Here is a 12,833-nt window from a genome sequence, read left to right as displayed (position 1 = left end):
GAGCATGTCTTTTTTAATCTTCCATAAAAATACGTTTTGCTTCGTAGTAAAGCACCTGCACAAATTTCTTCACATTGATACGGGTGTGTTCTTCTCTTCCGCTCATCTCTTTCGTCAATTCACTCATTTTCTTTCGCACGATGGTGAAATCGAAAAATTTTGATGCGTAATTTTCAAACGTTGGATGGGAAAAATCGGTTAGTCCAAGTGATGCGATGTGTTTCAATGATTGGTTGATCGCACGCCTTACCCGCTGCTCGGCTGCCTTTGCTTCTCTTGCGATGTCTGCCGATGTGTAGGGCTCACTTAATTTATCCTCCGTAATCCCAGTGAAAATGATCTTTAAAGAAGGAAAGGAATCATGATGATCAGCATGCAGCGCTAAATACTGGTCTGTAAACAGAATCATATCTAATAAATCTTTAGACCCCTTCTCACCAACAATACCAAGCTCCGCCAGCAAAAACTGCCCTGCCTCTGCAAGACTTTTCCCCCGCTGCTTCGTTTTCGTCTGACCGCGCTGCTGAAATTGCATGACCGATTTAAGTGAGTGCTGAATATTTTCAATTGAATGCTCTAAATGAAGACGTTCAATCATGAGATGGAGGACGCTTAAGACCTCTACCCGATTGATCGGCTTTGTCACATAATACTCAACGCCAAGCGTATACGCCTGTCCGATTAATTCCTTTGTTTCAACCTGTGACAGCATTAAATATTTCCCGTGAAACTCATCCTTGATTGCTCGAATCGTTTCAAGCCCGTCTCTTTCTGGCATCAATAGATCAATACATAAAATATCAATGTGCAAATCATTTAAGTAGCTGGCTGTTAACTCTGCGCCATCCTCTGCTTCCCCAGCCACAATGCCAAGCTCTTCATCTTCAATGAGCTGAGCCAGTGAAGAACGAACGGCTTCATCATCATCAACAATAAAAAATCTCATCTCCCAATCCCCTCTTTTCTACTGACTTGATCTACTGGTATCGTTAATGTGAAAATCGTTTGTTTATTTGGGATACTCTTCATCTCAACACTTCCGCCAAGCTTCTCCGCTGTATCCTTTACATACGCAAGCCCGATACCGCTTGATGGATTCCCAACCTGGTCGTATTTTAAAGTGAAACCTGGCTTAAAAATAACATGATGATTACGTTCTTTAATGCCAGGCCCGTTGTCGCTGATTTGAAAAATCACCTGGTTCTCTTTCTGTGAAATAGAGAGCGACACCTCTCCATCTACAGGAATGGCTTCAACAGCGTTGGATACGATGTTATTTAACAAAGATAGAATGGTATACACGTGATAGGCGGGGTGCTGCCCATCTTCATCATAATGAAAGACGATGTTTTTTTTAAGAGATTCAGCATAATTTTCATGAATGCGAATGACAAGCCCAGCAATATGAGAAGGACTCTCATAAGCCTGGAAATTTTCCTCATGAATCAGCTTTGATAAGGCAGAAAAAATCCGCTGGTTATCCTTTTTGATTTCATGTACCTCTCCTGCAATCTGCAAAGCGGTTTTACCGAGCTTTTTTAAATCCAATGATTCCGCATCCTTTGCGTGGTGAAGGGATTGATACAATTGATAGGATGTGGCCGTAATGTGCTCAGCATGTGCGAGTGTTTTATGAAAATATGTAGATTCCGTGTAAAGGTTAGACAGAAGCATCAGCAGATGTTCCTTTTCCTTTTTCATCTGACGCTCTCTCGCCTGCTCTTCATATAAGCGAATCATTGTATAACAAGCTAACACGAAAAAGCTTCTGAAAATCGCCAAAACAAATAATTGAAACAGCGTCCGCACCGTTAAAATTTCATCCATGGTGCCTCGAAGTGCAATGATCTCAACAATGCTTGCGCACAGCTCCATGATGATGCCTGTTGCTCCAATCAGCCAAGGCTGGTCGCGGAAACGTCTGACCTTCAATAAATAAAAGAGTGTACCATAGACGACATAATAAAACAGAGAAGGAAATCTTAAAGAAACCGCCTCTTCCAGAGGAAGATGCCCTGTCACGGCTGTATCAAGCAGCACGCGAAACGCAAAAACAGATATCCCAGCGATGATGCCGCTTGCCCATGCAGGGAATCTTTTCATTTGAAGCAGGATAAAGAAAAAGACAACGGTTCCAAAGCTGACCCGAAAGCTGTCCTCAAATGGATAAAATTTAAACTCTCCGCCAATCGGCGTCAGTACAATGAGCAGCACAATTAAATAAGGCTCTGTATTCAGCCATTTTTTCAGTAGATTCAAACGCAGTCACATCCCTAATAATTGACGATAGTATACTATGTGAGCTAAAGAAAAACAAACCTCCATGAAAAAGCGCACACCGGAACTTTGCCGGTGTGCGCTTCTCATGATGCCGCTTAATCTTCTAAACGATCCTTTTCTAAAAGTGATGCGCCAGCAATACCTGGTTTTGTCATTTCAAAAGGATTTAAGATGACATCAAGCTCTTCCTCTGTTAACACATCATTTTGCAGACAAAGCTCACGTACAGATGCGCCTGTAAGGATGGCTTCTCTTGCAATTCGTGCAGCCGCTTCATAACCAATATGCGGGTTCACCGCCGTCATGACACCGGCACTCTTTTCTACATATTCTTTTAATCTAGATTCATCTGCTTTTAGGTCACGCAAGCAGTTGTCCACGAAGGACTCGAATACATTTTTCATCATGCTGAGAGATTGAAGCAGGTTGAACACCAACACTGGTTCCATAACGTTCAGTTCAAGCTGGCCAGCCTCTGATGCAAGACAGATTGTGTGATCGTTCCCAATGACTTGGAATGCCACTTGGTTCATGACCTCAGGCATAACTGGGTTGACTTTCCCTGGCATGATGGATGAACCAGGCTGTCTCGGCGGCAAGTGCAGCTCACCAAAGCCTGCTCTTGGACCTGAAGCCATCAGACGAATATCGTTCGCCATTTTGGACATGTTCATCATACATACTTTAAGCGCAGCAGATACTTCTGTATAAGCATCTGTATTTTGCGTTGCATCGACTAAGTCTTCAGCACCAACTAACGGTAATCCGCTAATGTCAGATAGATAGCTAACCACTTGGCGAATATATTTAGGATCTGCATTCAATCCAGTTCCGACTGCTGTTGCACCCATATTGACTTCATATAAATGCTGTCTAGACTGCTTGATACGTTTAATATCACGAGCAAGAACTTTTGCATACGCACTAAACTCTTGTCCAAGTCTGATTGGAACAGCGTCCTGAAGATGCGTACGTCCCATTTTGATGACATGATCGAATTCCTGCGCTTTTTCGGTCATGACTTGATGCATGTTTTCCATCGTATAAAGTAGTTTTTCAATCATATTCAATGTTGAAATATGAATCGCTGTTGGGAAAACGTCGTTTGTTGACTGCGACATGTTCACATGCGTGTTTGGACTTAGCTCAGTATAAGCGCCTTTTTCCTTTCCTAGTAGTTCAAGCGCTCTGTTTGCAATGACTTCATTGGCATTCATATTCATTGAAGTGCCAGCCCCGCCTTGAATTGGATCGACAATAAATTGATTGTTCCATTTTCCTTCGATGACCTCATCTGCGGCTTCAACAATTTTTTCTCCAAGGCCAGAATATAGTCGCTGTGTATCCATATTTGCAAGTGCGGCTGCCTTTTTGACAATCCCTAATGCTTTGATGAGTTCCTCATGAATACGGTAGCCTGTAATTGGAAAGTTCTCCACTGCACGTAATGTTTGAATTCCATAATATGCTTGAGTGTCTACTTCCTTTTCACCTAGAAAGTCACGTTCGATTCGAACTTGCTTGTCCTGTAGCTTCGTCATTTGAAAAGATCTCCTTTTTACGCTGCTTTTGTTTGTTGTTTTAATTCCTCAATATACTTCTTCGATTTCTCTTGATCAAATACTTTTTCCCACTTAGACATGACAATGGCTGCAAGTGAGTTACCAAATACGTTCACTGTTGTACGAACCATGTCAAGAAGTCGGTCGATCCCAACGATGAAGGCAAGTCCTTCAAGCGGCAGTCCCATAGCACCAAGAGTTGTGATGACAACCACGATTGATGCACCTGGTACACCAGCCATTCCTTTAGATGTCAGCATTAAAATTAATAGTAACGTAATTTGCTCATAGATGGAAAGCGGCATGCCGTACATTTGTGCAACAAATATCGCAGCAATGGATTGATAGATAGCACTTCCATCTAGGTTAAAGGTGTAGCCTGTTGGAATAACGAACGACGTGATCGCTTTCGGGCAGCCGAACTTCTCCATTTTGTCCATTAATCTAGGCAGTACAGCTTCTGAACTTGCTGTTGAGAATGCAAGAATGATTTCTTCTTTTAATACTTTGAATAGTGTAAAGACGCTTGTTCCAGCCATTTTAGCAATAATGCCAAGTACAACAATGACGAAGAATGCCATTGTACCGTAAACGACAAGTACCAGTTTACCTAGCGGGAGAAGCGCTCCGACCCCGAATTTGATCACCGTCACACTGATGAGCGCGAATACACCAAATGGTGCAAACTTCATCACTTTATTTGTCACCCAGAACATGGCTTCGAGTATGCCCTCAAAGAATCCTAATACTGGTTTTCCTTTGTCTCCAACTGCGGCAATTCCTAATCCGAATAAGACTGTAAAGAAGATGGTTGGTAATAGATCACCTTCAGCAATAGATTGGAAAACGTTTGTCGGTACAAGATGTACCAACGTTTCAGAGAAAGTCGCTTTTTCAGAAGAAGCCTTAGATGTCTCTTCATATTTAGAAATATCGCCTTTCTCCATGTTGCTCATATCAATTCCTGTACCAGGATGGAAGACGTTTGCTGCAAGCAGTCCAACTGCTAAAGCAATCGTAGTCACAATCTCGAAGTAAAGAATGGTTTTTCCGCCGAGTCTTCCGATCGTTTTCATATCCCCTACACCTGCAACTGCTACAATCAATGCAGCAATAACAATTGGAAGAACGATCATTTTAATTAAATGGATGAATATATCGCCAATCGGCGTTAACACATTAATAACGGTTTCATTTTGATAAAACAGCGCTCCCACGACAACACCCAGAACAAGTGCAATGAGTATTTGAGAAGCTAACCCTAACTTTTTCATACGTGAACCCCCTTTTTTTGATAACGCTTTCTTTGTTGCTTAATCGCATCTTAACGACGAACCTACAAAAAACGACAAAAAGGAACAAAAAGAAGTGAATTTTTTATGAAAAATCTTTAAAAAGGTGGGTTTTTCCACAATATTGTTAAAAAAAGACTTCGCTTTTGGCGAAGTCTTAATGATTTTGCATCTGTTCACTTGGTGTATGTTGATTTGGAAAAAATTCATCATAAATCGCATATCCAATGAGTACAAGAGCAACATAGAACAATGCACTAATGGTCCAAATCCATTTGACATTCAGCTTCATTCTGCCACTCCCTCTCTGACTGGCTTCAATCGCTGCAATCTGAGCGCATTTAGCACTACGGACACGGAGCTAAAGGCCATTGCCGCTCCTGCAAGCCATGGCGCAAGGAAACCAAATGCAGCGATCGGTATCCCAATACAGTTATAGGCAAGCGCCCAAAATAGATTTTGCTTAATGTTTCTCATTGTTTTTTGACTAAATTCCAGCGCATCTGCAATCGCATGGAGATCTCCCGTCATGAGCGTAATATCTGCTGCTTCCATGGCAACGTCTGTCCCTGTTCCCACAGCCATCCCAATATTCGCTGTTGCAAGAGCTGGGGCATCATTGATACCGTCTCCGACCATGGCGACTTTCTTTCCTTGTTTCTGAAGCGCTGCAATGTGAGCGGCTTTTTCTTCAGGCAGCACTTCAGCAATGACATGATCAATGCCTGCCTGTTTCGCAATCGCCTCTGCTGTTAGTTTATTATCACCTGTCATCATCACAATGTGAATCCCCTGCTCTTTCAGACGAGCGATGGCTTGAGGAGAAGATGATTTGATCGTATCTGCGACCGCGACAATGCCAGCGACTTCGCCGTCAATCGCGACAAGCATAGCCGTTTTTCCTTGCTCCTCCAGCGTTGTGACAGATGATTCGACTTGATCATATAGGATATGATGTTTCTGTAATAGCTTACGCGTTCCAATCAAAAGCTTGTGTCCTGCTGCCTTTGCTTCAATTCCATGACCTGGATCTGCTTGAAAGGCTTCAACTTCGACCGCTTCAAGACCTTGTTCCTTCATACCGTCTGTGATCGCTCGGGCAAGCGGGTGTTCCGACTGCTGTTCTGCCGATCCTGCTAGCTGCAGCAGCGTATCTTCTGTCCAATTGGCATATGCCAGCACATCTGTCAGACTAGGCTCTCCTTTTGTCACAGTACCTGTTTTATCTAACACCACCGTGTCGAGTGATTGAGTCACTTCTAAATGCTCTCCGCCTTTAAACAGAATGCCTGATTCAGCCGCACGGCCGCTGCCAGCCATAATAGAGGTAGGTGTAGCAAGTCCGAGCGCACATGGACATGCGATAACAATGACGGCTATAAAGGTTTCAAGTGCTGACGTCACATTTCCAGGGTCAACAAAGAAAAACCATATGAGGAATGTGAGCACAGCAATTCCTACAACGATGGGAACAAATATCCCTGATATTTGATCTGCCATTCTTTGAATCGGTGCTTTTGAGCCCTGCGCTTGTTCTACGACTCGGATAATCTGGGAAAGTGCCGTCTCTTTTCCGACTTTTGTCGCTTTTATTTTCATAAATCCATTTTTATTGATCGTTGCTCCGATGACCATATCTCCTGCGGTTTTATCAACTGGCAGGCTTTCTCCTGTAATCATGGACTCATCTATTGCGGTTGTCCCCTCTATGATCTCTCCATCTACCGGCACTTTTTCACCCGGTTTGACAAACACAAGATCATTCACTTTCACGTCAGAAATAGGCACAGTCATCTGTTTGCCATCTCGCTCGATAACCGCTTCTTTCGCTTGTAAGCCCATCAGTTTTTGAATCGCTTCTGATGATCTTCCTTTTGCTCTTGCTTCCATTAATTTTCCGAGCACGATCAACGTAATGAGGACAGCACTTGTTTCATAATAGAGGGCTGCCTCATGTGTGCCTCGAATCGCTGACTGGATGCTTTCGTATAAACTATAGAAAAACGCGGCAGATGTCCCAAGTGCGACAAGAACATCCATATTGGCACTTTTATTTCTTAAAGCCTTATACGCACCTACATAAAATGGCCAGCCGACAATAAACTGCACAGGCGCTGCTAACGCCAGCTGAACCCATGGATTCATGAACGCTTCAGGCAGCCATATAAAGGATGTGAAAGAAAAATGGCTAACCATTGCCCAAAGAAGCGGCAGTGATAAAATCATTGAGAATAAAAAGCGTGCCGTCTGCTTCTCTATTGCTGCTTGGCGGTGATCTTTTTTTCCTTCCTCTGCTTGATCTACGTCTGGTTCAATTAAAGAATATCCTATAGACTGCACTGCATCTTTTATATCATTTGTAGACGTTTGGCCCGGATGATATGTGACCTGAAGTGTCTCAAGCGCAAAGTTTACAGACCCTTGTTCGACACCGTCCATTCGGTTAATTTTTTTCTCGATTCGGTTTGCACAAGCCGCACACGTCATTCCCTCTATATCAAATTCTGCTTGCTCCATCGCCACATCATAGCCAAGAGATTGAACTTTTCGCTTCAAATCATCTGGTGTTAGCTGCTCCGTTTCGTAGACAATATGGGAAGTTTCAAGCGCCAAATTCACACTAGCATCTTCCACACCTTCCAGCCTGTTCAATCCCTTTTCGATGCGGCCTGCACAGGCAGCACAGGTCATCCCCGTAATTTGAAAGTCAATTTTCTTTTTCATTGATCTCACCTCTCCATATACTCCATGGGGGTATTATATTTTTAAAAAAATACGTGCTGTCATGCAGCACATATCAGATTGTTAAAATGATCTTTATTTTAACTCTTTATCTGCCTTCTTTATCATCGTGATAGAAAACCTTTGCAGTCTAGGAAGGGCGAGCACTGGCGCGGAGCGAATTTGACATTCGTGAGCACCAGCGCACAGACCTGCGCGCGAATGCGAGGATTTGTCTACACGCTGAGACGTGCTGTAATACAGCACGTATGTTCATTTATACGACATCATACCCCTGTTCTTCAATCACATCAGAGATACGGTGTAATGTGACTTGATCCGGGTGAAATGAAACCTCCACCTGTCCTTTGTCTAAATGGACTTTCACAGATTCCACACCTGCTAATTCTCCTACATTTCCTTCGACTGCTTTCACGCAATGTCCACAAGACATGCCCTGCACTTGAAGTGTTGCTTGTTCCACTTGTCATCGCCTCCATCAATCATTTTCTACAATTTACTATACCCTAGTAGGGTATCAATGTAAACATATATGCTACGATTTTGTCAGTTTCGTAAAGACCGTCATTAACTCTTCAATAGCTTCATCCCCATTGCCGCTCTTGATAGCATCTGCTACGCAATGATGTGTATGCTTTTCCATCAAATGAAGACTGACTTTTTTCAAAGCAGCATTGACTGCGGAGATTTGATTCACAACATCTATACAGTAACGATCGTTTTCAATCATTTGCTGAATCCCGCGAACTTGTCCTTCCACTCGTTTCAAACGATTGATCAATTGGTCTTTTTCCTTCTCGGCTCTAGGCGAGGCCATATGTCTTTCTTCATGTTCTGTCATGTGATCACCTTTTTTCCATTATGACTTGTCTTTACCTAAATTAAAGCATATCTCCACCGGAAAAGGCAAAGATATGCTAAGAACCGCATATAAAGCTATGTTTGTCCTAATTTGTTAATTGTTCGATATCCTGCAAAAGATTGACGGATTGCTGAAGTTGTTTCATCAATTCCTGCTGATCCTCCAGTATGGAGGCAGCATCGATATCGCCTGCTTTCAATTGTTGTAAATACGTTTGGATTTCCTCTGACAGCACTTTATTTTTTTCAATGATTTGTGCATGCAGGTCTTCTGCCATTTTTGGCGCTGTGACTTCATTAAAATCTTGAATATCTGCCTTCAATGATTCAAGCTGCTGCGTTAATTCTGCTTTTTTGGCGGCATTTTGCACAGCTTCTTCAGCGAGTTTTGGAAAGTCCTCTGTAAATTGCTGAATGTCTGTCACATAGTCATTTGCCTCAGTGACATATGTCGTTGTATCGTTGACCTGATCAAGCAAGCCGGAGCACCCGCTTAATACAAGCGTTCCGGAAAATAGGAAAGACATCACATATTTTTTCAAGATCGATCATCCTTTCATCTGTAGGATTAAAAGCATCATTTGTTCCGCTTCCCTATCACACAGATGCAAAAAGACCTTAAAAATAGCCAGACCTTTGCCTCATATGTGATGGGCAAAGGTCTGGCTAACATTGTTCATGCCGGAATGGCCGAGAAACAACGAATGTTTCTGTAATGACGACCAGACCGTAAAAGCTACTCCCCTTTAGGAAACCGTTCAAATGTTATAGTTATCATATCGAATGTCGGGACAACAGTCAATTCAGAAGATCCTGCTCATGATACAGCACATGGCCCTTACCAGTTGATGCATAAATCCGGTTCCGTCCTAGGCGTTTTGACATATACAAGGCCTGATCCGCTTCAAATAGAAGTGTTTCTAATACACAAGGATCATTGGCTGTATGAGCAATTCCAAAGCTCGCTGTCACTCGAACTTTTTCCTCTTCATTCGTAAAGAAACTCGCTTCAAACGAATGTCTGATTTGTTCAGCGATATGACATGCCTCTTTAAATGACTGATGAGGCAGACAAATGGCAAACTCTTCTCCCCCATATCGTCCAAATAAATCATCCATTTGTAAGTGCTCCTGACAAATAGAGACAACATGACGCAGCGCTTCATCTCCAATATGATGTCCGTGTGTGTCATTGATTTGTTTAAAGAAATCAATATCAAACAGCATAATAGCCGTATCCTGTACATCCTCTTCCAAGATCATCTGCGTTCGTTCAATGAAAGAGGAACGATTGAAAATATTTGTCAAACCATCGATATACGCACGACGCTCCAGCTCTTCCTGCAGCAAACGCTGCTCTGTTACATCACTGATCACAATTTGCCTGCCCTCGATCTCTCCTCTTCTATTAAATAGAGACGAAGCGGTCAAATGATAATAGCAGGACTGGTCTTTTTCCTTTTTCCACATTAAATCATATTGCGAATGATCCTGCGGAGAGCGCAGCCATTGAATGAACGCTGAATCTTTGATGATTGCTGAGAAAATATCGTCGACTTTATAGCCAATTCCCTTTTTATTCGCAAGTGCTGGAATAATCGATGCAGCAGCGGGATTGTAGTCAATGAGTGTCCGATATCGATCTAAAATCAGAACCCCTTCAGACATATGCTCAAACACACGCTCCATTGCAATGGGAGACAGCTTAAACAGCTGGAACGACATAATTGCCCATAAATAGAGTGCGTTGGTGATAAACATTACCACAGGAACCGGATCAATATGTAGGGGTGTAACGCCTAATAAATAAATAAAAGAAGTCATAATTGGTAATAACATTCCCACTAACAGTATCAGAATCTGCTTTAAATATTCTTTTTTTGTGACACGTAAAAACCAAAGCAGCATAAAAATAGCAAGCATCGAACAGCCAAACGTATAAACGCCATGGATGATATACCAATAGCCAATCGTAAAATCAGCCAATAAAAACCCATCTACTGGATTCATCGTGATGCCTCGATAAAATAGTGAATGTAAAGAGTTGGTGAACACCATAATGGTTGTGAGAGTTGGAATCAATAAGATGAGAAGCACGCGGCGCTTTGTGAAATATTGGTGGAATCCCGTAAATTGCAGCACAATCAGCAGACTGAGCGGTGCGATAAACGGTAGACCTATGTATTGAAAACAAACCCAGAACATGATTTCTCCAGGGGTACGAGCCAATAATTCAAACGTATGCCCAAAGATATAAATCGCAGTTGCTCCAGACATGTACATAAACAATTGACAGCCAATATACCGATGGCGGTTTGCATGAGCAATGATTGATAATATCACGGACAGAATGCCAGAAACACTCATGATCACAATAAAATGTAAAACAATCGAATCCATGTAAACGCCCCAATTTCAGTTATTTAGAACTAGTCTAATCTTACTATATATGAGGACGTCTCAAATGGGAAGATGTGATTTTGAATTGGTTGGAGGTTTTTTGTAAAATTTCGGGCGTTATCTATTCTCGATCTCTTATATTTTCACTACTTTTTGCTTAATTTGAGGAAGAAGTATGTTGCACCCAGAAAAATATCTGTACAATGTGGGGATGAATGGAGAGGAGACTCGAAAGGAATATGACTTTTTGGATGATTATGACGGGGCTGTTTATGCTGATTCTTTTGGAAAAACCGTTTAAAAAGAGAAGTTCTGGATTGTTATTTTTGATCAGTTACTTGCTGCTGATTGCGGTTTATGTGATTCAGACAACGTTTGTGGAACTTGTGCCGGATGGATTTTTGATGATGATTGCGGCGGTTGTCGTTTTTCCTTTGTTTGTTCGGTTGGTGACTTCTTTGAGAGACCGTACATAAGAAAAGAGATGCTAGATCAGGCATCTCTTTTTCTGTTGTGAAACAAGTTCAGTTAATCATCCCTTAAAAAGTTCCAGCATTATTTTTCTAAATCAAGGTTTTGATTTGTCCTTTGGTGTATCTTTAGCTTTCTCATCTTCAATTTTACTAACTTTCTGTTTTTGCATGGTCCATTTCTTCTAATACTCAAGAATCCTTCGATGGATGAACTTAAACGAAAAGCTGGTAAAGATGAGCCGACGATCCTAAAGGAGTTAAAAATCTTGTGTCAAGAAATGAATTAGAATGGGGATAAAGAGAAGAAGGAATGGTGGCTTAAGTAATGTAAAAAGGCCGCCCAGGTGGACGGCCAATTTTACATATTACTCTTATTCATATTGAGCAGGAGCAATTTTGGCTACTGGCGCACCACAAAATAGCATGAATACGAATAACACGCTCGGCTTAATTGCAAGGCCCATACCGCCTAAGTATACTGCCACTGTCATCCAATCTCCCTTATCTATTGCTTTTTGCAGATGCTTTAAAGTACCTTTAGCGATGCCAACTGCATCCTCGACACAGCGAGTTACCGTGTTACTTTTCGTGGTCGCTTCTTGATTCATTAATTTTGCGAAAGCGATCATTCCATTTTTTTCTGCATCTGTATAAGGTGATTTTGCAAGCTCTTCTTTATTAATGGTGTAGCCTTTTTCTTTATCAGAAATGATAATCTTTGTGAAAATGTATTCAATTTCTTTTAAAGACTTCTCAATTTGCTCTTCTGTCAAACCTTCTAATCCCTTTGTGCTTTGTGTCTTTGCAGCAGCAGCTGGAGCAAAGGCAGTCACAGCCAGAACTAATGCTAACATTAAAAAAACCAATCTTTTCATATTAACTTTCCTTTTTTTAACTCAAAATTACCTTATCATACATTTATGTAAAATAAAGGGTTTTAAGAGAAGGTTAAACCCATTAGACATAATCAGACATACATCAACATATTACGCCCACAAGTTTAAACATAAAAACGAGAGAAAATAAATGACCATACCTAACATTACAAAAAATTTAAGGAAATTTTCGTACTTTGTGAGAGGTCGCTCTTTTTTTGTTTTGACTAGTTTCCAATAAAGAGCGTATCCAGAGAAGAAAAGAATTAATTGACCAAGTCTTGAAGCGTCCTCTAATATATCTATTCCATTCATTATAGTTCACCTCCCAAATCACAGAAAAATCAA

The 12,833-nt window shown here is 41.6% G+C and carries 13 protein-coding genes; 1 reads left to right on the top strand and 12 read right to left on the bottom strand.

What is annotated here, in order from left to right; genetic code table 11:
• Positions 1 to 13: 13 nt before the first annotated feature.
• The 10 genes from V6Z54_RS10800 to V6Z54_RS10755 all read right to left on the bottom strand — a co-directional run bounded on the left by V6Z54_RS10800 (position 14) and on the right by V6Z54_RS10755 (position 11,137).
• Positions 14 to 946, bottom strand: coding sequence for a response regulator (locus tag V6Z54_RS10800; RefSeq protein ID WP_034280916.1), 933 nt, complete (start codon positions 944 to 946; stop codon positions 14 to 16).
• Positions 943 to 2,259, bottom strand: coding sequence for a sensor histidine kinase (locus V6Z54_RS10795; RefSeq protein WP_269102502.1), 1,317 nt, complete (start codon positions 2,257 to 2,259; stop codon positions 943 to 945). The genes V6Z54_RS10800 and V6Z54_RS10795 overlap by 4 nt, the downstream gene beginning before the upstream one ends.
• Positions 2,260 to 2,375: 116 nt before the next feature.
• Positions 2,376 to 3,821: an aspartate ammonia-lyase gene (gene aspA, locus V6Z54_RS10790; protein WP_041088250.1), complete on the bottom strand. Its 1,446-nt coding sequence runs from the start codon at positions 3,819 to 3,821 to the stop codon at positions 2,376 to 2,378.
• A 17-nt stretch (positions 3,822 to 3,838) separates the two neighbouring features.
• Complete coding sequence (locus V6Z54_RS10785) at positions 3,839 to 5,116, bottom strand: cation:dicarboxylase symporter family transporter (RefSeq protein WP_024423473.1); 1,278 nt, start codon at positions 5,114 to 5,116, stop codon at positions 3,839 to 3,841.
• 175 nt (positions 5,117 to 5,291) lie between these two features.
• Positions 5,292 to 5,426: a hypothetical protein gene (locus tag V6Z54_RS10780; RefSeq protein ID WP_269102503.1), complete on the bottom strand. Its 135-nt coding sequence runs from the start codon at positions 5,424 to 5,426 to the stop codon at positions 5,292 to 5,294.
• Positions 5,423 to 7,858, bottom strand: a complete 2,436-nt coding sequence (locus tag V6Z54_RS10775) for a heavy metal translocating P-type ATPase (RefSeq protein WP_305960621.1) — start codon at positions 7,856 to 7,858, stop codon at positions 5,423 to 5,425. The genes V6Z54_RS10780 and V6Z54_RS10775 overlap by 4 nt, the downstream gene beginning before the upstream one ends.
• Positions 7,859 to 8,132: 274 nt before the next feature.
• On the bottom strand, positions 8,133 to 8,339 hold the full coding sequence (copZ, locus tag V6Z54_RS10770; RefSeq protein WP_024423475.1) for a copper chaperone CopZ: 207 nt from the start codon (positions 8,337 to 8,339) through the stop codon (positions 8,133 to 8,135).
• Between the two features lie 72 nt (positions 8,340 to 8,411).
• Positions 8,412 to 8,717: a metal-sensing transcriptional repressor gene (locus tag V6Z54_RS10765; protein ID WP_012011272.1), complete on the bottom strand. Its 306-nt coding sequence runs from the start codon at positions 8,715 to 8,717 to the stop codon at positions 8,412 to 8,414.
• Positions 8,718 to 8,823: 106 nt separating this feature from the next.
• A complete protein-coding gene (locus tag V6Z54_RS10760) occupies positions 8,824 to 9,279 on the bottom strand; it encodes a DUF6376 family protein (RefSeq protein WP_305960620.1) in 456 nt (151 codons plus the stop codon).
• A gap of 256 nt (positions 9,280 to 9,535) precedes the next feature.
• Positions 9,536 to 11,137 carry a histidine kinase N-terminal 7TM domain-containing protein gene (locus tag V6Z54_RS10755; protein ID WP_338527313.1) on the bottom strand — a complete coding sequence of 534 codons (1,602 nt, stop codon included), beginning with the start codon at positions 11,135 to 11,137 and terminating at the stop codon, positions 9,536 to 9,538.
• 239 nt (positions 11,138 to 11,376) lie between these two features.
• Here V6Z54_RS10755 and V6Z54_RS10750 point away from each other — a divergent pair, with 239 nt between their 5' ends.
• Positions 11,377 to 11,613 carry a hypothetical protein gene (locus V6Z54_RS10750; protein WP_041088242.1) on the top strand — a complete coding sequence of 79 codons (237 nt, stop codon included), beginning with the start codon at positions 11,377 to 11,379 and terminating at the stop codon, positions 11,611 to 11,613.
• 368 nt (positions 11,614 to 11,981) lie between these two features.
• Here the strand turns inward: V6Z54_RS10750 and V6Z54_RS10745 are convergent, their stop codons facing one another.
• Both V6Z54_RS10745 and V6Z54_RS10740 read right to left on the bottom strand, forming a co-directional pair.
• Positions 11,982 to 12,485 carry a hypothetical protein gene (locus V6Z54_RS10745; RefSeq protein WP_041088240.1) on the bottom strand — a complete coding sequence of 168 codons (504 nt, stop codon included), beginning with the start codon at positions 12,483 to 12,485 and terminating at the stop codon, positions 11,982 to 11,984.
• A gap of 111 nt (positions 12,486 to 12,596) precedes the next feature.
• A complete protein-coding gene (locus V6Z54_RS10740; RefSeq protein ID WP_338527312.1) occupies positions 12,597 to 12,800 on the bottom strand; it encodes a hypothetical protein in 204 nt (67 codons plus the stop codon).
• Positions 12,801 to 12,833: the final 33 nt, after the last annotated feature.

This window comes from Bacillus sp. MAG717A, assembly GCF_036884855.1.
GTDB lineage: Bacteria > Bacillota > Bacilli > Bacillales > Bacillaceae > Bacillus > Bacillus safensis.
This window is presented reverse-complemented; position numbering and strand designations above follow the sequence as displayed.

Excerpts from the sequence above, each read along its gene's own strand:
- V6Z54_RS10750 (WP_041088242.1), top strand. The coding sequence starts at position 11,377 with ATGACTTTTTGGATGATTATGACGGGGCTGTTTATGCTGATTCTTTTG.
- V6Z54_RS10800 (WP_034280916.1), bottom strand. The coding sequence starts at position 946 with ATGAGATTTTTTATTGTTGATGATGATGAAGCCGTTCGTTCTTCACTG.
- V6Z54_RS10755 (WP_338527313.1), bottom strand. The coding sequence starts at position 11,137 with ATGGATTCGATTGTTTTACATTTTATTGTGATCATGAGTGTTTCTGGC.
- V6Z54_RS10740 (WP_338527312.1), bottom strand. The coding sequence starts at position 12,800 with ATGAATGGAATAGATATATTAGAGGACGCTTCAAGACTTGGTCAATTA.
- V6Z54_RS10785 (WP_024423473.1), bottom strand. The coding sequence starts at position 5,116 with ATGAAAAAGTTAGGGTTAGCTTCTCAAATACTCATTGCACTTGTTCTG.
- aspA (WP_041088250.1), bottom strand. The coding sequence starts at position 3,821 with ATGACGAAGCTACAGGACAAGCAAGTTCGAATCGAACGTGACTTTCTA.
- V6Z54_RS10780 (WP_269102503.1), bottom strand. The coding sequence starts at position 5,426 with ATGAAGCTGAATGTCAAATGGATTTGGACCATTAGTGCATTGTTCTAT.
- V6Z54_RS10775 (WP_305960621.1), bottom strand. The coding sequence starts at position 7,858 with ATGAAAAAGAAAATTGACTTTCAAATTACGGGGATGACCTGTGCTGCC.
- V6Z54_RS10745 (WP_041088240.1), bottom strand. The coding sequence starts at position 12,485 with ATGAAAAGATTGGTTTTTTTAATGTTAGCATTAGTTCTGGCTGTGACT.
- V6Z54_RS10765 (WP_012011272.1), bottom strand. The coding sequence starts at position 8,717 with ATGACAGAACATGAAGAAAGACATATGGCCTCGCCTAGAGCCGAGAAG.